At 36.1% G+C, this 23,874-nt stretch carries 21 protein-coding genes; 9 read left to right on the plus strand and 12 right to left on the minus strand.

The features are described from left to right. Positions 1-61: 61 nt before the first annotated feature. From C245_RS0120015 to ychF, 10 genes are all read right to left on the minus strand, one after another. Positions 62-2,779, minus strand: a complete 2,718-nt coding sequence (locus C245_RS0120015) for a DNA gyrase/topoisomerase IV subunit A (protein ID WP_017498399.1) — start codon at positions 2,777-2,779, stop codon at positions 62-64. A 37-nt stretch (positions 2,780-2,816) separates the two neighbouring features. Further along, positions 2,817-3,428: a hypothetical protein gene (locus C245_RS0120020; RefSeq protein ID WP_017498400.1), complete on the minus strand. Its 612-nt coding sequence runs from the start codon at positions 3,426-3,428 to the stop codon at positions 2,817-2,819. Positions 3,429-3,437: 9 nt separating this feature from the next. After that, complete coding sequence (locus C245_RS0120025; protein WP_017498401.1) at positions 3,438-4,517, minus strand: YhcG family protein; 1,080 nt, start codon at positions 4,515-4,517, stop codon at positions 3,438-3,440. Between the two features lie 20 nt (positions 4,518-4,537). Beyond that, a complete protein-coding gene (locus tag C245_RS0120030) occupies positions 4,538-6,409 on the minus strand; it encodes a DNA topoisomerase IV subunit B (RefSeq protein WP_026110184.1) in 1,872 nt (623 codons plus the stop codon). Positions 6,410-6,570: 161 nt separating this feature from the next. Continuing rightward, positions 6,571-7,746: a nicotinate phosphoribosyltransferase gene (gene pncB, locus C245_RS0120035; protein ID WP_017498403.1), complete on the minus strand. Its 1,176-nt coding sequence runs from the start codon at positions 7,744-7,746 to the stop codon at positions 6,571-6,573. 95 nt (positions 7,747-7,841) lie between these two features. After that, positions 7,842-8,819: a transglutaminase domain-containing protein gene (locus C245_RS0120040; protein WP_017498404.1), complete on the minus strand. Its 978-nt coding sequence runs from the start codon at positions 8,817-8,819 to the stop codon at positions 7,842-7,844. Positions 8,820-8,822: 3 nt separating this feature from the next. Further along, positions 8,823-9,347 carry an NADPH-dependent FMN reductase gene (locus tag C245_RS0120045; protein ID WP_017498405.1) on the minus strand — a complete coding sequence of 175 codons (525 nt, stop codon included), beginning with the start codon at positions 9,345-9,347 and terminating at the stop codon, positions 8,823-8,825. Between the two features lie 96 nt (positions 9,348-9,443). Continuing rightward, entirely contained in the window at positions 9,444-10,373 is a 930-nt protein-coding gene (locus C245_RS0120050; RefSeq protein WP_017498406.1) for a YihY/virulence factor BrkB family protein, read from the minus strand. Positions 10,374-10,761: 388 nt separating this feature from the next. Then, on the minus strand, positions 10,762-11,439 hold the full coding sequence (locus tag C245_RS0120055; protein ID WP_017498407.1) for a TIGR02117 family protein: 678 nt from the start codon (positions 11,437-11,439) through the stop codon (positions 10,762-10,764). A 405-nt stretch (positions 11,440-11,844) separates the two neighbouring features. Beyond that, positions 11,845-12,939, minus strand: a complete 1,095-nt coding sequence (gene ychF, locus C245_RS0120060) for a redox-regulated ATPase YchF (RefSeq protein WP_017498408.1) — start codon at positions 12,937-12,939, stop codon at positions 11,845-11,847. Positions 12,940-13,254: 315 nt separating this feature from the next. Here ychF and C245_RS0120070 point away from each other — a divergent pair, with 315 nt between their 5' ends. Beyond that, entirely contained in the window at positions 13,255-15,921 is a 2,667-nt protein-coding gene (locus C245_RS0120070) for a TonB-dependent receptor (RefSeq protein WP_017498410.1), read from the plus strand. Positions 15,922-16,041: 120 nt separating this feature from the next. On the opposite strand, the gene C245_RS0120075 is transcribed toward C245_RS0120070, so the two are convergent. Next, on the minus strand, positions 16,042-16,392 hold the full coding sequence (locus C245_RS0120075) for a 4Fe-4S dicluster domain-containing protein (protein WP_017498411.1): 351 nt from the start codon (positions 16,390-16,392) through the stop codon (positions 16,042-16,044). Positions 16,393-16,544: 152 nt separating this feature from the next. On the opposite strand from C245_RS0120075, the gene C245_RS0120080 reads away from it, so the two are divergent. From C245_RS0120080 to C245_RS0120105, 6 genes are all read left to right on the plus strand, one after another. After that, positions 16,545-17,618, plus strand: a complete 1,074-nt coding sequence (locus C245_RS0120080) for an acyl-CoA reductase (RefSeq protein WP_026110185.1) — start codon at positions 16,545-16,547, stop codon at positions 17,616-17,618. Positions 17,619-17,711: 93 nt separating this feature from the next. Next, positions 17,712-18,782 carry a 3-phosphoserine/phosphohydroxythreonine transaminase gene (gene serC / locus C245_RS0120085; RefSeq protein ID WP_017498413.1) on the plus strand — a complete coding sequence of 357 codons (1,071 nt, stop codon included), beginning with the start codon at positions 17,712-17,714 and terminating at the stop codon, positions 18,780-18,782. 227 nt (positions 18,783-19,009) lie between these two features. Next, positions 19,010-19,960, plus strand: a complete 951-nt coding sequence (locus C245_RS0120090) for a D-2-hydroxyacid dehydrogenase (RefSeq protein ID WP_017498414.1) — start codon at positions 19,010-19,012, stop codon at positions 19,958-19,960. Between the two features lie 108 nt (positions 19,961-20,068). Next, positions 20,069-20,626 (plus strand): hypothetical protein, encoded by a 558-nt coding sequence (locus tag C245_RS0120095; RefSeq protein ID WP_017498415.1) that lies wholly within the window; start codon positions 20,069-20,071, stop codon positions 20,624-20,626. A 264-nt stretch (positions 20,627-20,890) separates the two neighbouring features. Further along, complete coding sequence (locus C245_RS0120100) at positions 20,891-21,331, plus strand: DUF6146 family protein (RefSeq protein WP_017498416.1); 441 nt, start codon at positions 20,891-20,893, stop codon at positions 21,329-21,331. Between the two features lie 33 nt (positions 21,332-21,364). Further along, the gene (locus C245_RS0120105; RefSeq protein ID WP_017498417.1) at positions 21,365-21,682 is read left to right on the plus strand and encodes a DUF6787 family protein; all 318 of its coding nucleotides are present in this window, start codon (positions 21,365-21,367) and stop codon (positions 21,680-21,682) included. Positions 21,683-21,772: 90 nt separating this feature from the next. Here C245_RS0120105 and C245_RS0120110 read toward each other — a convergent pair whose 3' ends face one another. After that, complete coding sequence (locus C245_RS0120110) at positions 21,773-22,066, minus strand: hypothetical protein (protein ID WP_017498418.1); 294 nt, start codon at positions 22,064-22,066, stop codon at positions 21,773-21,775. Between the two features lie 339 nt (positions 22,067-22,405). Here C245_RS0120110 and C245_RS0120115 point away from each other — a divergent pair, with 339 nt between their 5' ends. Together C245_RS0120115 and C245_RS0120120 are read left to right on the plus strand one after the other, a co-directional pair. Continuing rightward, a complete protein-coding gene (locus C245_RS0120115) occupies positions 22,406-23,071 on the plus strand; it encodes an ABC transporter ATP-binding protein (protein ID WP_017498419.1) in 666 nt (221 codons plus the stop codon). Positions 23,072-23,109: 38 nt separating this feature from the next. After that, positions 23,110-23,874, plus strand: a complete 765-nt coding sequence (locus tag C245_RS0120120) for a TIGR02757 family protein (protein WP_017498420.1) — start codon at positions 23,110-23,112, stop codon at positions 23,872-23,874.

The following is a 23,874-nucleotide window of genomic DNA, read 5'->3' on the forward strand; positions in this document are numbered from 1 at the left end:
GGGAACTAGAAAAGAAAGAGGAAGTTCCAAAATTTTGAAACTTCCTCTTTTTTACTTTGTATTATTCGAGAACCAGACCTATCTGACCATCATCATCTAATTCTGTTTCAACGGCGTCATCATCGTCTGCGATTACCCTCTCCGGAACTTCTTCAACCGGTTCTTCATAAGGCAGCGGTTCTAAGAGGTTTACTTGTTTTAGCTTATCACTCGTCAGTTGATTTCCGAGTGCTTTAAAGCCTTTTACAGCAATAAAATCTTCAACATCAATATGTAAATCTTCTTTCTGAACTCCTTTTACTTTTGCAAAAACCAATTGGGCTAGCGGACGGTAATCTGTTGATACAATTTCTAATTGCGAGTTCGGGTGATCTGTAATAAAACTTTCTTCTTTACCCTCATTTTCCACAAGGAAACGTTTTAAGAAATAACGTTCTTTTTCTCCATCGTAATAGATTGCCGAAATTGGTTTTTTAGGTTTCCATTTTTCCAAAACAATCATATCTTCCTCAAAATGAGTCGACAATTCCGGAATAATCACTTTCAACTTACCGGCCTGACTTATGATCAGAATTTTATCGCTTGGTTTAAACTCTCCCAGCAATTCTCCTCTGGCATCAACATTTAAACGTTTAACGGTATCATCAAACCAGACTTTTCTTGGCAGTAAAGTCGAAATTCCTTTTTCTTTTAATTCTATTTTCTTGATTGGATATTTGGTAACCAAATTTCCTTTTGATCCACGTCCTTTGATGGCCAGTTTAGCAAAATCAATATCAAATTTCAGTTTTTTAATGGTTCCTATTTGACGCAGTAAAATAGTAACAACCTCTGCTTCTCCATTCGGATTATGCGAAAAATAAACCACCTGTGAACCATTTGTTCCGTTAGTCAGATCATACGCTTTATCACGTGTAACTCCGGTAACATTAAAACGTTTAATATAAGAAGGTCCGGATTTACCATCACGATACATCATGTTGTAAATCGTGCGCTTATCGCTCTTATCAAAAACAGCGACGTGTATAATATCTTTTCCTATAAATGTTTTGGCATCTACTTTTGAAATCATCATTGTACCATCACGCAGGAACACAATTACATCATCGATATCCGAACAATCGGCTACATATTCGTCTTTCTTTAAACTGGTTCCTACGAAACCTTCTTCTCTGTTTACAAAAAGTTTTGTGTTACGCAAGACCACTTTTGTAGCTTCGACATTATCAAAAACACGAAGTTCGGTCTGACGCTCACGGCCTTTTCCGTATTTCTCTTTTAATTTAGTGAAGTAGGCAATAGCAAAATCCGTTAAATTCTCCAGATTATACTCTACCTCCTTCATTTCATCTTCTAACTTCGCGATAAAATCATCGGCTTTGTCAGAGTCAAAACGGGTAATACGAATCATCGGTATTTGAGTCAAACGTTGTAAATCTTCATCGTTGATCTCTCTGACGAATGATTTTTTGAACGGCTCAAAACGGTCGTATAAATATTTGTAAAGTGACTCTCTATCTGAATACAATTTGAAGTCAATGTACATTTCTTCTCGAATGAAGATTTTTTCTAAAGTCGAGAAGTGCCATTTATTTTTTAATTCCTCTAACTGAATTTCCAGCTCCTGACGAAGTAAATCAACGGTTCTGTGAGTCGATATTTTCAACATCTCAGAAACTCCGATAAACAACGGCTTATTGTCTTCAATCACACAACCTAAAGGTGCCACAGAAGTTTCACAAGCTGTAAAAGCAAACAGCGCGTCTATGGTTTTATCCGGAGAAACTCCCGGGAAAAGATGAATTAAAATCTCAACATCGGCCGCGGTATTGTCTTCAATTTTCTTGATTTTGATTTTACCTTTTTCGTTGGCTTTCAAAATACTGTCAATTAAACTCGAGGTATTGGTCGAAAACGGAATTTGTGTGATTACCAGTGTATTTTTATCCAACTGAGCAATTTTAGCACGCACACGCACACGTCCGCCACGAAGTCCGTCGTTATAATTAGACACATCGGCAATACCCTGCGTCATAAAATCAGGATACAGCGTAAAAGCTCTTCCTTTTAAGATTTTAATCGAAGCATCAATTAATTCGTTGAAGTTGTGAGGTAAAACTTTTGTCGAAAGTCCTACTGCAATCCCTTCTGCTCCCTGCGCCAAAAGCAACGGGAATTTTACCGGAAGATTGTTCGGTTCTGCACGACGACCATCGTAGGAAACACCCCAATCGGTAATTTTTGGAGAATACAAAACCTCTAAAGCAAATTTAGACAAACGTGCCTCAATGTAACGCGAAGCTGCTGCCCCGTCACCTGTTAAAATATTACCCCAGTTACCCTGACAGTCGATCAATAAATCTTTTTGTCCAATTTGTACCATAGCATCGCCAATACTTGCATCTCCGTGTGGGTGATACTGCATGGTGTGACCAACAACATTGGCAACTTTGTTATAACGACCATCATCCAGCTCTTTCAAAGAGTGCATAATACGACGCTGAACGGGTTTAAATCCGTCCTCGATAGCAGGAACTGCACGTTCCAGAATTACGTACGAAGCATAGTCTAAAAACCAGTCTTTGTACATTCCGGTAACTTTCGTAATTACGTCTTCACCTTCCTGTTCCTGATTTTCGTAAAAATGCGCTCCTTCAAAATGTTTGGCATCTACATCGATAATTTCATCGTCATCTCCTTCCTGAATGTTATCCAGGTTTTCTTCTGAATTATTCTCGTCGTCGCCCGGAATGATGTTATCGTCTTCTTCGTCTTTCATTTTTATGCTGAATTTATTTCAGTACTTCTATTTAATATCAATATTTTAAATATCCTTTTTTTTCTAAAATCTTGTATTCTTTCTTTTCATCATCATAGTCTACAAAAAGTTTAATTCCAAACTTCCTAAACAATGTTTCCATATCTGAATAACAGTATTTTTGAAAATTATCCAGATTAGGTGATGTTCTGCCTCCAACACAACTTAAACAAAACTCATTATAACCAATAATTCTATTTTTATTATCTCTGAATAAAATCATATGCCTTGGATTATAACAAGCTGCCGAAACCTCTTGGGGAACACAGGTATCACAAACCATTAAATTTAAAAGTTCCTTCTCCTGACTTTTATTCAAAATCACTCTTTCCTCTATCATCGTACTATCAAAAGTTAATCTGTAATTATCAACTAATACTTTTGAGGAAGGGAATTTGCCTTTATAGTTTAATGTATCCCAATAAATTCTGTTATAATAAGAAACTAACTCAATTTTTGAAAAGTTCTTTATCGGAAAATCTCTTTTCTTAATTATTTTACTTTCTGATTTAACCATTGTAATTCCTTCGTTTTCTTGCAAAACCTTTGCTTTTTTATTCTGACACGAAACTAAAGCGAAAACAGCTATCAATAAAAATATTTTCCTCATTTGTCAAATTTATTTGCTTTCAAGAAGTTCCTTTAAAACCTCAACACTTGGCAATACTGTTTTGTATTTACTGGCAAAAATTTGCTCATTGTTCTCGGGCAAGGTATATTTTACTACAGCTTCGCTTTTATTCTGGCAAAGTACAATTCCAATAGTTTTATTCTCGTCTTCCAAACGCATTTCTCTGTCATAGTAATTAACATACATTTGCATTTGCCCTAAATCCTGATGTTTAAGCTCTCCTATTTTTAAATCAATAAGGACAAAACATCTTAATATTCGATTATAAAAAACTAAATCAATTCTGAAATGTTTATCATCAAAAGTGATTCTATCTTGTCTGGCAACAAAAGTAAAACCATGTCCCAATTCCAATAAAAAATGCTCTAATTTATTGATAATCTCTTCTTCCAGTTGTGATTCTGAATATTGATTAAGTTCAGGCAATCCCAAAAACTCCAATATGTAAGGATCTTTAATAATATCTTTGGGCTTTTCAATAATCTGACCTTGTTCTGAAAGTTTTAAAATTCCTTCTTTATCACGGCTTAAAGCTAATCTCGTATAAAGTGCCGTATCATATTGCCGTTTTAATTCCCTAAGACTCCATTGGTACTTAATTGCCTCAATTTCATAAAATTTCCTTTCTTTTGGATCGTCGATATTTATTAAAAATATATAATGAGACCATGTCAAAACAAAATTAAAAGCTGTTTTTTGTAATTCAACTTTATTTTGATCTTTAGAAATACTAGACACTGTCTCGTATTTTTGATCAGCTTCAGAAATCCGAGACACTGTCTCGGAAATGGAATAAGTGAGATACAGCTTCCTCATGTTTTGCAAATTATCAACCGAAAAACCCTTACCAAATTCCTCTGTCAATTGTTTAGAAAGGCCTTTTAAAAGCTGTTTTCCGTACTCGGCTCTGTCTTTTCCATTTTGTTCTTCTTCAACAATTATTCTTCCAATTTCAAAATAGGTAATGGTCATGGTAGAATTTACGGTGCGTAAAACCTGTTGTCGCGCATTTTGCAATAACTCGGCAACTTGCTGAAAAATGACTTTATTTTGAAGACCGTCTGACAATAGTATCTTTTATTTAAATCTTAAACTTCTTCTTCAACTGCATCTAATTCCACTTTCAAATTCTTGATAATAAACTCTTGCCTGTCCGGAGTGTTTTTACCCATGTAAAAAGATAATAATTGCTCGATTGAAGTATTTTTATCCATCATAATTGGGTCAAGGCGAATGGTGTCTCCGATGAAATTTTTAAACTCATCCGGAGAAATCTCTCCTAAACCTTTAAATCGGGTGATTTCCGGTTTTGGTTTTAGTTTTTCGATCGCGTCTTTTCGTTCTTCTTCAGAATAACAATAGATGGTTTCTTTTTTATTACGAACCCTGAAAAGCGGTGTCTGCAAAATGTACAAATGGCCTTCTTTGATTAACTCAGGGAAAAACTGAAGGAAAAATGTAATCAACAGCAAACGAATGTGCATACCGTCGACATCGGCATCGGTTGCGATTACGATATTGTTGTAACGCAATTTTTCCAGTCCGTCTTCAATATCAAGCGCTGCCTGCAATAAGTTAAATTCTTCATTTTCATAAACAATTTTCTTACTCATTCCATAAGAATTCAAAGGCTTACCACGTAAACTGAAAACCGCCTGTGTATTCACATCACGTGATTTGGTGATCGATCCGGAAGCCGAATCTCCCTCGGTAATGAAAAGGGTACTCTCCAGGTTTCTTGGATTCTTTGTATCCGGAAGATGCGCACGGCAATCTCTTAATTTCTTATTGTGAAGATTGGCCTTTTTAGCACGATCTGTAGCCAGCTTTCTAATTCCGGACAATTCTTTACGCTCGCGTTCGGCCTGCAAAATTTTTCGCAATAAGGCTTCTGCGGTCGTTGGATTTTTATGCAGGTAATTGTCTAACTTGGTTTTGATAAAATCGTTCACAAAGGTACGAACCGAAACCGGAGGTGTCCCGTCATCAGAACCCATATCAGTAGAACCTAATTTGGTTTTAGTCTGAGACTCAAAAACCGGCTCCATAACCTTAATACTAATCGCACTCACAATCGATTTACGAACGTCAGATGCTTCAAAGTTTTTATTGTAAAACTCACGAATGGTTTTTACAATTGCTTCTCTGTAAGCTGCTAAGTGCGTTCCTCCCTGTGTGGTATTTTGTCCGTTGACAAAAGAGTGATATTCTTCACTGTATTGCGTTTTACTGTGCGTTAACGCCACTTCAATATCATGCTCTTTTAAATGGATAATAGGGTATTCTAAATCTTCTTCGCTGATGGTTTCTTCCAGCAAGTCACGAAGTCCGTTCTCCGAATAATATTTTTCTCCGTTGAAAATAATTGTCAAACCATTGTTCAGATAACAATAGTTCTTGACCATTTTGATTACATATTCTAAACGGAATTTATAATTTTTAAAAATCGATTCATCCGGCGTAAAAGTTACTTTTGTTCCTTTTCGCTTGGTAGTATCAATCACATCTTCTTCAAGAACCAGATTTCCTGCGGAAAACTCTGCTGCTTTTTGTTTATCATCACGAACTGATTCTACTCGAAAATAGTTCGACAATGCATTCACCGCTTTTGTTCCGACACCATTCAAACCAACCGATTTCTGGAAAGCTTTTGAATCGTACTTTCCTCCCGTATTCATTTTTGAAACGACATCTACTACTTTCCCTAACGGAATTCCACGTCCGTAATCACGAACCGAAACCGTTTTATCTTTGATAGCCACTTCAATAGTTTTTCCTGAGCCCATTACAAACTCATCAATACAGTTGTCCAGTACCTCTTTTAGAAGAATATAAATACCATCATCAGGCGAAGATCCGTCTCCCAATTTCCCGATATACATTCCGGGACGCATACGGATATGTTCTTTCCAATCGAGTGATCGAATGTTATCTTCGGTATATTGATTTTGCTCTAGCATAAAGTGAATTGGATTTTTGGCTAATGTACCATTTATAGTCAAAAAATGAAAGCGTATTTTATTTTTGTTACGAATAATAACAGCTTTAAACCCTATTTACATTGATTTTAAAATAATCCGCAAACCAAAAATATAAAAAATCAGCTTTTGGGTAAAAAATACTATTTGATTCCCAGTACTTCTTTTGCTAAAGCAATCATTTCGGGCGTTCCGGTATTTTTATTTTTTTCGTCAGAAAGTTTTACAACACCTTGCCACTGGTCATTATTCAATTTTACTTCTGTCAGTTTTATCACCATATTCATCGAAGGCAAACCGGCATCGTTGGTAAAATTGGTTCCGACACCAAATGACATTTTGATTTTATCTTTACAAAAATCTGCTATTCTTTTCACCTTGTCGTAATTCAACGAATCCGAAAAAACGATCACTTTCGATTTCGGATCAATTCCCATTTGGGTATAATGTGAAATTACTTTTTCTGCAAATTCAATAGGATCTCCACTATCGTGACGTACTCCGTCAAAAAGTTTCGAGTACTTTTTATCAAATTGTTCAAAAAATACTGCTGTAGTATAGGTATCCGTCAGGGCAATTCCGAGGTCGCCATCGTACACCTGTGTCCAATGTCCCAAGCCCATCATATTAGCCATTTTAAAACCGTATTGGGCAGCATGAAACATAAACCATTCGTGGGCATGAGTACCCAATGGCCGCATATTGTTAGTCATAGCAAAATGAACATTACTGGTTCCTATAAAACTATTCGAACCAAATTTTCGAAGTGTCTCATTCACCAGCGCATGTACATCGTACGAATGACGTCGTCGGGTTCCAAACTCTAAAATCGAAACTCCTATTTTATTATAATTGTCAATCTTGTCTTTGGTTACTCTTTTTAAAGCTTCATCGTCCAGTCGAATGGATTGACCAGTCTTATAAAACAGCTCAGAAATCAAGCCCATCAGGGGCACTTCCCATAAAATGGTACGATACCAATACCCCTCAACAGTTACTTTTAACTCTGAACCTGTCTGCGTAATCTGAACCTCGGACGGGTCAAAGTTGTAGCCTTGCAAAAAATCAAAATAAGTGGGATCCAGATAGGAACAATGATGCCACAAATATTGTTTTTCTTCTTTTGTCAATCGCAGGTCTGCCATTGCATCAACCGATTTTCGAAGTAAATCTCCAAATCCAGGTGGAAAAAAATGATTTCCTCTGTTGATAAAGCCGTAACGAACCTGAGCCTTTGGAAAAAGTTTGATCACAGCATGCTGCATTGTAAATTTATAGAAATCATTGTCTAAAATTGATTTCAAATAAGTTGTCTCCATAATCCGGCAGTTAAATTAATTTTATAACTGTAATGGCTAAGATACGCCAATTTAACCAAAGAAGGAAGCTCTTTAGGCAAAGATCCTGCTACGTTTTACTTGGAAAGTATCTTAAATGACATTATACCGTCACGATCAAGAAAAAAAGTAATATACGTGCCTATTTTTTTATCATAAATTATCTCAAATTCTAAAGCTCCATTTACTGCTTTAGAGTCTTCAATTCTGACAGGTTTTCCATTTTTCAAATAATAAAACAGATCTGTCTTTGCAATATTCTTTATTTTAAAACGGATTTTGTCTCCTTCATTTGCCTTAATAATTCCTGAAGCCGGCGCCAAAATCTCATGATCGCCTTCAATTGCAGCATCAAAAAGCAAGGGTCCGTTCAGAAAATCCTCTTTGTTTAATTTTTTTCCCAGATAAGTTCCGGAATCCGGAAAATGCTTGGCAAAAAAGTACTTGGGATCAGTGTCAAAATAAACAGGTGAAAAATGATTCACAGCCACTTTTTTGCCACTGTCATAATATCCCTGTCCCCAGGTTACATCAATCAAAATCCATTTTCCATCTACCTGGACCATATTCCAGGAATGATTGGAAAACGAATTTTCACGTCCGATATCACTCAACGATCGTTTAGAATCTCCTCGGATCACCTCACATTTCAACCCCGTTAAAGAGGCCAATTCCTGATACAAAAGTGTAAAACCTTCACAAACCGCTTTTCGGGATTCGAAAGTGTTCTGCCATGTTTTTTCCTTTAAAACTGCAATTTTTGCTTGTTTGTCCGCTTCATTAATATAGGTAAATCTGAGCGGTTTTGGCGGATTCAGATAGGCTTTGTAATCGTATTTTATGTTTAAAGCAATCCAACTGTAAATAGCCCTCGCTTTATCATAATCTGAAGTAAAATCTTTTTGTATTCTTTCTGCCAGGCTTTCTACTGAATTAAAATTAGCGGGATACTTTAATACCGTATTATCAATCGTATTGTACTTTTGCGCGTTTACACGAAACAGAAAGATAAAACTCAGTAAGAAAACAGTAAGGACAATCTTTTTTGGAATCATAAATTAGAAACTAGACTTAATAATGTCTTTTAATTCTTTATTTAACTCTTCATTTGAAATTTTATTTTCCTCCAAATCAAAATTCGCGTTAAATGCAGGCAATGAAAAAGTAGCCTTAATCTGTGCTCCATATCTTGGTAAAGCGTTATTGGCAATTTCCAAAACCGAAGCTCCTCCTCTTGCTCCCGGCGAAGTAGCCATTAAAAGCATTGGTTTTTGCTGAAAAATTTCTTTCATGATCCTCGAACTCCAATCAAACAAATTCTTGAAAGCCGCAGAGTAATTTCCGTTGTTTTCTGCCAAAGAAATTACCAACAGATCTGCATTTTCAATCTTTTGCAAAAATGTTTTTGCCAGCTCATGCTGACCAATTTCTTTTTCTAAATCGACACTAAACAAAGGCATGGCAAAATCATTAAGATCTAAAACCTCAACCGTTCCATTGTCGAATAAACTTGCCGCATAAGTCGCCAGCTGTTTGTTTATCGAATGCTGACTATTACTTCCTCCAAAGGCTACAATTTTCATATACTTTATTTTAAAATTTGCTGTTTTTTATTACCCGTTTCACCTGTTTTAAGTATTTCCATAAAACCATAAACTACATTTCTGAATCATCAAAACTTATGAAATTTCTATTTGTTCTTTAACTTCAAATATCTCTTTTTTAATTTCGACCGAATAGCCATTCGGAGCAATCTTCCCTCCGTACGTTTTAGCATATACTTTAGTAAACTCGGCTCCAAAATATAAAATAATTGCGGAATAATACACCCAGACCAAAATGATTATTACAGATCCTGCTGCACCATAAACACTTGCAATTGTTGAATTTCCTAAATAAAATCCAATCGCAAATTTACCAATCATAAAAAGGATTGCGGTACATCCAGCGCCAATGAAAGCGTCTCTCCACTTTATAATGCCGTCTGGTAAAGTTCGGAATATAATTGCAAAAAGCAAGGTGATACTACCTAAAACAATGATCAAATTTATGACGTAAAACAAATACACTGTACTGTCGGCTAAATATAGTTTTAATCTCGCATTTAAGACATCTAAAACCGCATTTAACATTAAACTTACGAGCATTAGAAATCCAACAGAAACAATCATAGAGAAAGACATAATCCGATTCTGAATGAATTTTTTAAGCCCTTTGTTCGGTTTCGCGCGCAGCCCCCAGATAAAATTAATTGAACTTTGTATTTCGGCAAAAACTCCCGAAGCTCCTATTAAAAGCATCACAACTCCAAAAATTGTGACAAAAACATTACTATCAGACAATTGCACATTTTTGATTGCGTCCTGAATTTGAATTGCAGCATCGTTGCCTACTAAGCGGTTGATTTGTCCGTACAACTCCCCGGTTACCGCCTCTTCCCCAAAAAAGAAACCACAGATGGTTATAATAATGATCAATAAAGGCGGTAACGCAAATATGGTATAATACGACAAAGCAGCGCTTAGCTTAATGGCATTATCGTCGTTGAACTCTAAAAAAGTGGTTCGTAACAAATACCAGGTTTTCGACAGAATATTTTGATTTTCCACAGGACTCGTTTTTTATCATTCTTTCAAATTTAAAGAATAATTAAAAGATTAAATTCCTGTATTACAGACAATTTTTACATTTTTACCATGCCATTTTTTTCCCTATAAAATCTCATCTGGAAACACATATAATCCCTACGGGACATTTTTTCAATGGTGCGCTTATTCTTTCTACCGATATTTTACTCCTGGCGGAGTATATTTTATTGCGCCTAAATGGTATTGCCACTTGTAATCAACCAAAGTCATTGTCTCCTTAAACTACATAACACCATCATCTAACCTCAAAAAAATTATCTCGTAAAGATTCAATATCCGTAACATCCACAATCATCCAAAGCTTTTTGTCCCCTAGCGACTGAACACTCTTAAGGCCGTCTTTTTCTTTTTACTGATAATGGTAAAAAATCCCTTTGTCATAAATCGTCCATAAACTCGCTTTTTGATTCGCTGCTTTTAACGCGCAGTTTGCCCAGGTGTTACACGTATAAAAAAGACTATAACTTCCTTTAGCCTCATAAAAAGCATCCTTTTTCCCATAACTATGACCTTCAATCCATTCAGGATTCTCTGGATTATTAAAACTCTCTGAAATATAGTTTACTAATTTTTGATAGTTTTCTTTAGAAACCAGAATGCGTTTGCAATCTTCGCCTTCGCGTAATTGCTTAAAAAATGTGGTGTGCATGGCTGACGAACTCACTCCAAAAATCGCTTTTAAAGCCGTACTCGCTTTTAAATCTGACCATTCAGGCGTATCGAGATAAAAACCTTTATCACCCCAGCCAAAAGCTACAAATTTTGCCAGTGTATCATTGGACTCTGTCTGATCAAACTGAATTTCCTTTCTCCAATCTTTGACTTCACTAACGATCGGAACCACTATATCTGTGTGCACTCCGTTGGAAAGAATATAAATCGGAATCGCGTTTTGTTCGTCAATTTTGTCAATAGTGGAGTTAACTGTAATTCTGGAAATCAATAAGACAGCTGTCACATATAAAGCAAGGAAAGTAAAGATTCCGAAAAGTGTCCAGCCTAGAAATTTGAAAGATTTTTTTAGCATTTTGATTGGTTGTTTTTAGATTGATAATTGGTTGATTTTTTTGTAACCAATTTTTGAGCCATTTTTTTTGCTTCTTACAAATTACACACCGATTATACAGATTCGCGTATGCTAAAGCACGGATTTAAACGGATTTTTAAGTTCATTTTTTTTATTTCGAGGAACGAGAAATTACACTAGAAACTCCATTCCAAATGCCGTCAATCTTTGTCAATATACGGGTGTGATTTGCTTCGCCTATTTGCTATCTCTCGAGTCTCGTTCCTCGAAATGACAAACTATGCGAAGCTTCGACTTCGCTCAGCCTGACAATGATAACTTTTGTGCATAAAAAAACTGCTGAATTTCTCCAGCAGTTTTAGTCTATCTTCTTTGTTCTCTATTCTATCTTCTCTAAAAAAAAGATTAAACGTTGAAACGGAAATGCATTACATCACCATCTTTTACAACATATTCTTTTCCTTCAACTTTGAACTTCCCTGCTTCTTTTGCTTTTGCCTCAGAACCATACTGAACGTAATCTTCGTATGAAATTACCTCGGCACGAATGAATCCTTTTTCAAAATCAGTATGAATAACTCCGGCAGCTTGCGGTGCTGTAGCTCCAATATTAATGGTCCAGGCACGAACTTCTTTTACACCGGCTGTAAAATAAGTTTGTTGTTTTAATAATTTGTATGCTGCACGAATTAGTACAGAAGCTCCCGGCTCAGTCAATCCCATATCTTCAAGGAAAACCTGACGCTCTTCGTAGCTTTCTAATTCTGTAATATCCGCTTCTGCTCCTACTGAAAGAATGATAACTTCAGCTTCTTCGTCTTTTACCAATTCACGAACCTGATCTACATATTTATTTCCGTTTACAGCTGAACCTTCGTCAACATTACAAACGTACAATACCGGTTTAGCGGTAATCAATTGAAAACCTTCCATCAAAACTTCTTCGTCGTTGCTTTGAGGAATAATGGTTCTTGCTGATTTTGCCTGCAATAACGCTTCTCTGATACGGTTCAACAAAGCTTCTTCAGTCTGAGCTTCTTTGTTTCCGGTTTTAGCGGCACGTTTTACTTTCTCCAAACGTTTCTCGATTGTTTCCAAATCTTTCAACTGAAGTTCGATATCAATCGTTTCTTTATCACGAATTGGATTTACATTACCGTCAACGTGAACGATGTTATCGTTATCAAAACAACGTAAAACGTGAATAATAGCATTACACTCTCTAATGTTTCCTAAAAACTGGTTTCCAAGACCTTCTCCTTTACTTGCACCTTTTACCAAACCTGCGATATCGACAATATCAACCGTTGCCATTTGTACACGCTCTGGTTTAACTAATTCTTCCAGTTTGTTAATTCTTGGATCCGGAACGTTTACAACTCCAATATTTGGTTCGATTGTACAAAACGGAAAGTTGGCACTTTGCGCTTTTGCATTAGACAAACAATTAAATAATGTTGATTTTCCAACATTTGGTAATCCTACAATTCCTGCTTTCATCTGTTGATTCTATTTGTTTTTTATGTAAACCTTTTTCTTTCGAGTTTTCTTTATACCGGTTTTTCAGTATACCAAAGTCGTTTTTAACAGGTTATAATTTTCGTATTCCTTTTGTATTTGTGCCGAAATATTATTTTTTGGCTTTAAAATTTTGCAAATATAAGATTTAATAGCTCGCAATTGAAGTAAAAATGACGATTAATGTTTTTTATGGATTGGACAATAAAAAAATTACACTTCTTATTAATTTTTTGTTAAAAATAATTACTTTTATAGAATACCAACTAAGAACAACCAAACCAAATTTAATCAACTATGAAAAAGATTGCATTATTACTAATACTGTTTAACACAGCATTTCTATTCGCCCAAAAAGAAATATCAGGAGTTGTAAGAGATAAATCAGGTAATCCGCTGCCTGGAGTTAATATCCTCGAAAAAGGAACTACAAACGGTGTATCTACCAATTTTGAAGGAGGTTACCTTATAAAAGTAAAAGAAGGTGCCATTTTAATTTTTAGCTATGTTGGCTATACCAATGTAGAAAAATCCTCCTCAAACAGTAAAACCGACGTTACTTTAGACGAAAACGGAGGTCAGGTCCTAAATGATGTTGTAATCGTAGGATCAAGAAACACCAAAAGAACCGTGGTCAATTCGGCCGTTCCGATTGATGTTATTAGTGTAAAAGATGTCACGACACAAAGCGGTAAAATAGAGATCAATCAATTGTTACAATATGTTGCTCCTTCATTTAATGCCAACAAACAATCCGGATCTGATGGTGCGGATCACGTTGATCCCGCTTCGCTGAGAGGTCTGGGACCGGATCAGACTTTGGTTTTGATTAATGGAAAAAGAAGACATCAGTCATCCTTAATCAATTTATTTGGTACCCGCGGACGTGGAAATACGGGAACTGATTTAAATGCCATACCCGCTACTGCAATCAAAAGAATTGAGATTCTGAGAGATGGCGCTGCTGCCCAATACGGTTCGGACGCTATTGCCGGAGTTATTAATATTGTACTAAATGACAATGTCGACGAATTAACGGGATCTGTAACCTACGGAGCATTTAATACCAATGCAAAAGGTGATTTTCTGGATGGAACTCCAAATACCAAAAACTTCAGACTGGACCAAAACGGAAATGGAAATTCGTATGGTAAAAACCAATCTTTTGACGGTGGATCTGTAAAAGTAGCCGCTAACTATGGAGTTGCGATTGGTGACAAAGGAGGTTCAGCCAATTTTACAACAGAATACATCAACAAAAACAAAACGCTAAGACCTGCTTATGATTTTAGAAAAGGTTTTGGAGATGCTTCTATTCAGGGTTTTAACTTATTTGGAAACTTATCACTTCCGGTATCTGAGAAAACGCAGTTTTATGCTTTTGGAGGCCGAAATTACAGAGATACAGATGCCTATGCATTTACCAGAAACGGAGGAGAAAGAGTTGTGGAATCTGTTTATCCCGGTGGCTACACTCCCAGAATTACTTCTAACATAATAGACAATTCTCTAGCCGCAGGATTTAGAACTAAAACAGCCAGCGGATGGAACATCGATTTAAGCAATACTTATGGTAAAAACCTTTTTCATTACTACATCAAAGGAACTATAAATGCTTCTTTAGAAGGAAAATCTCCAACAGAATTTGATGCAGGAGGACACAGTCTGACTCAAAATACAACCAATTTTGATTTTTCTAAAAACTACGATTCGGTCTTAAGCGGTTTAAACCTTGCTTTTGGAGCGGAATACAGAACAGAAAAATTCACTATTTTCTCAGGAGAAGAAGGTTCTTATGCGACTTACGACACTAACGGAAGACCAATAACCGATCCTACAACCCAAAGTGCACCAACTATTCCAAATCCCGATTACGATCCTACAGATCCAACTTCGTCTCCAACAATTTCAAGACCTGGAGGTTCGCAAGGTTTTCCAGGATACAGCCCTTCAAATACGGTAGACAAAAGCCGTACGAATTTATCTTTATACACCGATGCTGAACTTGACATCACAGAGTCTTTTTTACTGAGCGGTGCGGTTCGTTTTGAAAATTATAGTGATTTTGGAAGTACTTTAAACGGAAAATTAGCTGCAAGAGTAAAAGCCGGACAACATATTAACTTCAGGGGATCTGTAAGTACAGGCTTCCGTGCTCCTTCACTGGCACAAATTTATTACAACCTGCGTTTTACAAATTTTAATGCAGGAGGAGCTACCGAAGTTCTACTTGCTCCAAACAACAGCCCGGTTACCAAGGCTTTTGGAATTCAGAAACTAAACGAAGAAAAAGCGGTAAATGCCTCTCTGGGATTCACGGCTACATTTGGAGATTTCACCGCAACAGTTGACGGTTACTACATCAAAGTAAAAGACCGTATCGTTCTTACCGGATATTTTGATGCTAAACCTTTAAACCTTGGTGTTGATAAAGCACAGTTTTTTGTGAATGGTGTAGACACCAGTACTCACGGTTTGGATATCGTTTTGGCCTGGAAGAAAAAATTCGGAGAATCATTGTTTAGTGCAACTTTGGTTGGAAACATCAACGACATGAAAATTGACAATGTAAAAAACGGAACTTTAGATGAGGGTACTTTCTTTGGGAAACGTGAAAAAGCATTCCTATTATCATCAGCTCCGGACAACAAATTTGGTTTAAACCTTAACTATGCTAAAAATAAATTTGATGCCGGTATTGCATTCACCAGATTCAGCAAAGTAGTTTTAGTAGATTACACTGATGAAAATGATGTATACAATCCAAGACTGATCACTGACTTAACTGTTGGATATCAATTGACTAAAAACCTGAAATTAAGCATTGGAAGCAACAACTTATTCAATGTTTACCCAACCAAACAAGACGAAACAGGGAATACTGAAGCAGGAGGTTACTGGGATGCTGTTCAAATGGGATTCAGCGGAGCATACTACTATGCAAGACTTGGATTTAATTTTTAAGCAATTAGAAACTTTATACAATCATACAGATCAAAAAAGATTTTATCTGACTGAACAAAAACAAAAAATCCTGAGCGTTAACTCAGGATTTTTGTTTATATCTAATACATCATTATTTCATTATTCACCATGTAAAAACGCTTGTCTGTTCAACAAGGTTTCTTCGTCTTCAACGTGGTTATCATCCGGCACACAACAATCAACCGGACATACAGCAGCACATTGAGGTTCATCATGAAAGCCTTTACACTCGGTACATTTTCCGGGAACGATATAATACACCTCATCAGAAATTGGTGTTTGTGCATCTTCTGCATCAACCTCAGTTCCATCAGGTAAAATTATCTTTCCGGAAAGACTGGTTCCGTCTTTGTATCTCCAATCATCAGCTCCTTCATAAATTGCTGTATTTGGGCATTCCGGTTCGCAAGCCCCACAGTTTATGCATTCGTCAGTAATAATTATTGCCATTGTTTTCTTAGTCTTAAAGTTAAAAGTCTCAAAGTTGCAAAGCCAAAAAAAAGACATCCTTCTCTTTTGACTCGATGACTTTTGACTTTCGACTTATTTATCCTTATTTTTGTGCAAAATTACAATCAAAACCTTTCATAAACAAATTACTTATGTTACAAAACGAAAAAAAACAGTCTTTTATAGCACTAGGTCGATTTTTAAGTCAGTTCTCTGAAGCAGAAAACACACGAAATGAATCGGTTTTAGGTAACGACCTGTTTTTTGATGATTTCATAAAACTGATTGCTCTTTCTCAATCACACAATGGATGGTACACTCCTGAACAGGTGCATTTTGCAATACATTCATGGGCAGAAGCTTTAACGGAAGAAAACATTGAAAAATGGCTTTCAGATTACAGCTCAGAATTTGAGAAAGCGGATAAAACTGAAAAAACTGTTGCCCTAATCCTTGCCGGAAATATTCCGCTAGTTGGATTTCATGACTTTTTATCGGTACTAATCACTGGAAATAAGGCCTTAATAAAAACTTCTTCAAACGATCAGCATTTATTGCCGTTTTTAGCCAAATACCTCATTTTTGTCGATGAAAATCTGAAAGATAAGATCACTTTCGTAGAAGGTAAACTCGAAAATTTTGATATCGTTATAGCAACCGGAAGCAACAATACGGCACGTTATTTTGAATATTACTTTAAAGATAAGCCGTCTATCATTCGTAAAAACAGAAATTCGGTTGCAATTTTAAACGGAAAAGAAACTCACGAAGAATTAGAAGCTTTGGGCGAGGATATCTTCAGATATTTTGGACTGGGATGCCGCAATGTGTCTAAACTTTTTGTTCCGAAAGGATATTCTTTTGATGCTTTTTTCCAGGCTATTTTCAAATATCAGGACGTTATTCATTACGAAAAATACGCTAACAATTACGACTACAACAAAGCGGTGTTTTTGATGAGCAATTTTAAACTGCTTGACAATGGCTTTTTAACTCTAAAAGAAGATCCAAGTTATGCCTCTCCTATTTCGAGTGTCTTTTACGAATCTTATGAAAATATCGAAGACTTACAGACTCGTTTAGAAGCTGATGCTGAACAAATTCAGTGCATCGTTAGCAATGATTTAGCTCAAAACAGTATTTCTTTTGGACAAACCCAAAAACCACGTTTGTGGGATTATGCAGATAATGTAGATACTATAACGTTTTTGTTAACAACAAAATAAAAATATGTTCAATTATTTCGAATTATTTATCGCTTTTTCAGCTCCTATTGCCGAAATTTGCGTTTTTAAATTTTTCGACTATTAACAAAAACCATGAAAAAACACAACTACAGCGCAGGACCTAGTATTTTACCTCAGGAAGTTTTTGAGAAAGCATCAAAAGCCATTTTAGATTTTAATGATTCAGGACTATCTATTCTTGAAATTTCGCACCGAAGTAAAGATTTCGTTGCCGTTATGGAGGAAGCTCGATCCCTTGCTTTAGAATTATTGGGACTTCAGGGAAAAGGGTATCAGGCTCTATTTTTGCAAGGTGGTGCAAGCACAGCGTTCTTGATGGCCCCTTATAATTTAATGAAAGAAAACGGAAAAGCTGCTTATCTGGATTCCGGAACGTGGGCAACTGCCGCTATAAAAGAAGCAAAGTATTTTGGAGAAACTGTTATCGTAGGTTCCTCAAAAGAAGCTAATTACAATCATATTCCGAAAGGATACGAAATACCAACTGATGCTGATTACTTTCACTGTACCAGCAACAACACCATTTTTGGAACTCAAATGAAAGAATTCCCGGCAACTAATGTTCCTATGGTTTGCGACATGAGTTCTGATATTTTTTCACGTGAATTGGATTTCTCTAAATTTGACATCATCTACGCCGGTGCTCAAAAAAATATGGGACCTGCCGGAACTACTTTAGTTGTGATTAAAGAAGAGATACTCGGGAAAAACGGAAGAACAATTCCAAGTATGTTAGATTACGCTAAACATATTAAAGCAGAGAGTATGTACAACACTCCTCCTGTTTTTGCTGTATATGTTTCGTTACTAACTTTACAATGGATTAAAGAAAAAGGAGGAATTGCTGCAGTTGAAAAACTAAACAATGCAAAAGCTGACTTACTTTATGCTGAAATTGACAGAAACCCATTGTTTAAAGGTACAGCAGCAGTTGAAGACCGTTCTAAAATGAACGTTACTTTCTTATTAAACAATGCTAATCATACTGCTACTTTTGACGCTTTATGGAAAGAAGCCGGAATTTCAGGATTACCGGGTCACCGTTCAGTTGGTGGTTACAGAGCTTCAATCTACAATGCAATGTCTATCGAAAGTGTTCAGGTTTTAGTAGATGTAATGAAAGCTTTGGAAACTAAAATTTAGTTTACAGTCGCAGTTTTTAGTTTGCAGTTTGCCAAAAACAGGAATTGAACACAGAATTCCTAGCCCCGATAGAAGTGGAGATCCTTTTTTGTTTTTTCTTTAAAAACAAAAAAGATCACAACGGATAGCGGGATTAGCTCCTAAACAAAAAAGAAAAAATTATAATATTATGTTTATCTTCTAATCTGTACGATTAAACAAATAAACAAATAAACACATAAACTAAGATGAAAGTATTAGCAAACGACGGAATTTCAAAAAGTGGAATTCTTGCTTTAGAAAAAGGTGGTTTTGAAGTTATTACAACAAAAGTAGCTCAGGAACAAGTAGCTAATTTTGTAAACGAAAATAATGTAGATGTTGTATTAGTACGAAGCGCTACTAAAGTTCGTAAAGACATTATTGATGCCTGCCCGGGATTGAAAATTATTGGTCGCGGTGGCGTTGGTATGGACAACATCGATGTTGATTACGCAAAAAGCAAAGGAATTCATGTCATTAATACTCCGGCTTCTTCTTCAGAATCTGTTGCCGAATTGGTATTTGGTCACTTATTTTCAGGTGTTCGTTTTTTACATGATTCAAACAGAAATATGCCTCTTGAAGGGGATTCAAACTTTGACGGTTTGAAAAAAGCATATGCTAATGGTACTGAACTAAGAGGTAAAACTCTGGGTATTGTTGGTATTGGACGTATTGGTCAGGCTACTGCAAAAATGGCTTTAGGTTTAGGAATGAGAGTAATCGCTGCTGATAGCTTTATTCCTTCTGTTGACGTTAAAGTGGAGTTTTTTGACGGCCAGTCGATCACTACAACTATCGTTTCTCAATCTTTAGAATCATTGTTCAAAGAAGCTGATTTCATTACCTTACACGTTCCAGCTCAGGACGGTTACATCATTGGCGAAAAAGAACTGGCTATTATGAAAGATGGTGTTGGAATAGTAAACTGTGCTCGCGGTGGTGTTATCGACGAAGTAGCCTTATTAAAAGCTTTAGATTCAGGAAAAGTTGCATTTGCAGGATTGGACGTTTTTGAAAGTGAGCCAAAACCGGAAATGGCTATTTTAATGCATACTAAAATCTCATTGACTCCTCACATTGGGGCTGCCACAGGAGAAGCACAAGACAGAATTGGTACAGAATTAGCTTCACAAATTATTTCTTTACTGAGCTAATAAACTAAAAATAAATTAATTAGAAGGGATTTATTAACATCGTTTAATAAATCCCTTTCTTTTTTTGATTAAATTTGAGTTTAAATTCTAACCTAAATTCTTTAAATCATGTTCGAACAATTAACACAATTAGTACAACAATACGGAGGCGATGCGGTTGTAAACAACACCGCTGTCCCAAATGAACACAATGAAGCGGTTATACAGGAAACTAGTTCTTCGATATTTTCAGGATTGCAAAAAATTGCTTCAGAAGGAGGAACAGAACAATTGGCCGGCTTATTTAACGGAACTTCTAAACTGGACAGTTCTAATCCCGTTGTACAGCAAATAACACAACAATTGAGCGGAAGTCTTGGTGAAAAATTCGGATTAAGCAGCACTGATTCTGCCGGTGTCGCTTCAAGTATGATTCCACAGGTTTTGAATTCTTTAGTCAACAAAGCAAAAGATCCCAACGACAGTAGTTTCAATATTTCAGATATTATAAGCTCCATTTCAGGAAATAGCGGACAAGCTTCCGGTATTATGGAAACTATTAATAAATACGGAATGCAATTCGGTCTGGACCAAAACAATGATGGAAAAGTAGATGTAGCCGATGCCGTTAGTCTTACTAAAAGTGGAGGATTAGGAGGATTATTGGGAAAATTGTTCGGAAAATAGTTTCTTTTTCAGAGACAAAGACTCAAAGGTCCAAAGGTCTCAACTAAAACAATAAAAAAGTCTGTTTACAGTCATGCAAACAGACTTTTCTCTTTTATAGAACTAAGTTACAACAAAACTTTTAAACCTATGAACCTTTGTAACTTTGAACCTTTTAACCTTAGCATCTCAGAACCTTAGTACCTCAGAACCTTTCTATACAAACTGTTAAATACCTCAGACCTCTCCTCATTTATTCGTAAATTTAAGTCTGAAACAAAATTTATGAAAAAATCCCTCTTTATATTAGGTCTGCTGTTTACCATAATAGCCTGTTCAACAGTTTCAAAAAATACGGTTGCTGCCAATAACAGCAGTAAGTCTATTGCTGTAGTAAACGATACGGTACGAATTGCCAACGATTCTTTAGAGTACGAAGTGATCATTATCGATAACGGCTTTAGTACGTGGCTGGCTTCAAGAGCACTTCCTCGAAATTATTACTCTTTAAGTTATCTCGAAAATAAAAACAATCTGTATGTAACCGAATGGAACAATCGTGTTTTACAGCCGCAGCGCTACAGTCCGAATTTATATGAAATGAGAATTGATTATCAGCCAACGATTCATTACGGTTACGAAGTAAATTACCTTATTTATAACTATATGATTTATTTTCAAAATACTTACAAACAAAAGCTCGCAGGCTATGTTCCTATAAGATAATGTTCTTATATTTGTAATCGTTATAAATAAAGAATGAACAGACTAAAAAAACGTTGGGGCATCACCTCAAATGTACAAGCCATAATCATACTAATTGTTTTTGCCATCACAGGATCGGCATCTGCATGGCTGTCTAAACCTTTTTGTGTCTTGCTGGGCATTACCAAAGAGGATTTCGGAGGCTGGTTTACTCTAATTCGACTGCTAATTATTTTCCCGATCTATCAGGTTTTACTGGTTGGTATTGGTACCATATTCGGGCAATTCCGTTTCTTTTGGAATTTTGAAAAGAAAATGCTTAAAAATATGGGACTGGGATTTTTGTTCAAAGATTCAAAACCTCAACCTTAACAAATCAATAAAAAACAACCGCAAAGTTCACAAAGTCTTAATTATTAAACTTTGCGAACTTTGCGGTTAATCATTTATCAGAACTGCTCCTTACTCCCTTTTTGAAAAAAAGTAAGTATAAATCCAGGTTATGGTAAAGGATGGGATAATATCGGTTCCCGGAAGTATTTCTTCTATAAAAGTTAAAACACTCGCTACTTTCCCTACTCTTCCCTGATACATTTTGGTCATTATAAAAGCTGCTATTGGTGCCCAAATCAAATCGGCAGGCTCAGCAAAGCCCGGTATACTGTAAGTCAGCATTCCAATTGCATCCAATGCCAAACCCAAAAGGAGTTTCTTTGTTCTATCGTCGTTCATTACTTTGGCTTCCTGCATTTTCATTGTATTTAGATATTCGAATTTAAAAAGAATTCTTTAAAAAAAACTTATTTTCTAATGGCAATTTATTTCTTAATTCCCACCTGATCAACACTTTTCTTCACCCAAAAAAGTATCTGTGCTCTATCTCCTGTCAAAAACCAGACCGATTTATTCAACAGTCCGTTTTTTCACCCTCTCCCCTTTTCACCCTTCTAAAATCAAGGCCTACATTTAAACTGCTATTGACATTGATATTGACATTGATATTGACACTGTCATTTCAAACTTGTTCTTAAAATTCTGTTAGATGGCATTTTGATATCGGAAGAATCTTTGTTTCTTTGTAGAAACAGTTTCAAAATGATCCACGCAAAAAATATACATAAGTTCTACGACAAATTAGAAGTTTTAAAAGGAGTCGATCTACACATTAAAAAAGGTGAAATTGTTTCGATTGTCGGTGCATCCGGTGCTGGAAAAACAACTCTATTGCAAATTCTGGGAACACTTGACAAGCCTTCAGGATTAGAAACCGAAACTTCCTTAACCATAAACGGTCAGAATATTTTAGAGTTGAGTGATAAAGCATTATCAAAATTCAGAAATCTAAATTTAGGATTTATTTTTCAGTTTCATCAGCTTTTACCGGAATTTACAGCATTAGAAAATGTGTGTATTCCTGCTTTTATTGCCGGAAAAAAAAATACTGAAGTAGAAAGCGAGGCCAAAAAACTTTTAGATTACTTAGGGCTTTCCCATAGAATTCATCATAAACCTAACGAACTTTCAGGAGGAGAACAGCAAAGAGTTGCTGTAGCAAGGGCACTAATCAACAAACCCGACGTTATTTTTGCAGATGAACCTTCCGGAAATCTGGACACCCATTCTGCCGAAAATTTACATCAGTTGTTCTTTCAGCTTCGTGATGAATTTGGACAGACTTTTGTAATTGTAACTCACAATGAAGAATTAGCCAATATGGCGGATAGAAAGTTAATAATGGTTGACGGATTAATCAGCAATTAAAAACCTTCAACAATTCGGTTACCTCCTTCCTTTACATTATGACACAAAAAGAACTCAAAGAATTTCTTGACGAAAAAGTCACCCAATACAACAATCTCGATTTTATCGAAAGTGATCCTGTGCAAATTCCACATTTGTTTTCTCAGAAAGAAGACATTGAGATTGCCGGTTTTTTGAGCGCTACAATTGCGTGGGGAAATCGTAAGATGATTATCAAAAATTCGCATCAAATGATGGAATTAATGGGCAATACTCCTTACGATTTTGTGATGTCACATACTGATGAAGATCTGGAGCGTCTCGAAAACTTTGTACACCGTACTTTTAACGGAAAAGACTTTAGCGGTTTTATAAAAGGATTACAGCACATTTATAAAAATCACAAGGGTCTTGAAGCTGTTTTTGCCAAAAATCAAGAAGCTGACGGTTTACAGAAAAGTATTAGTGAGTTCAAAAAAATATTCTTTGAAATTGATCACTTGCCCCGAACCCAAAAGCATATTTCGGATCCGTTAAACAATTCGGCAGCAAAAAGAATCAACATGTACCTGCGCTGGATGGTACGCCAGGATACCAAAGGTGTCGATTTAGGGATCTGGAAAACCATTTCACCTTCATTATTGTCGTGTCCGCTTGATGTACACTCCGGTAATGTGGCCCGAAAATTAGGGATCCTAACCCGAAAACAAAATGATGGAAAGGCCTTAACAGAACTCGATCTTAAACTCAGAAAAATGGATCCTCACGATCCGGTAAAATATGACTTTGCCCTTTTCGGATTGGGCGTTTTTGAAGGATTTTAG

Origin of the sequence: Flavobacterium sp. WG21, from assembly GCF_000335775.1 — a bacterium.
In the GTDB taxonomy this organism is placed as follows: Bacteria; Bacteroidota; Bacteroidia; order Flavobacteriales; family Flavobacteriaceae; genus Flavobacterium; species Flavobacterium tructae.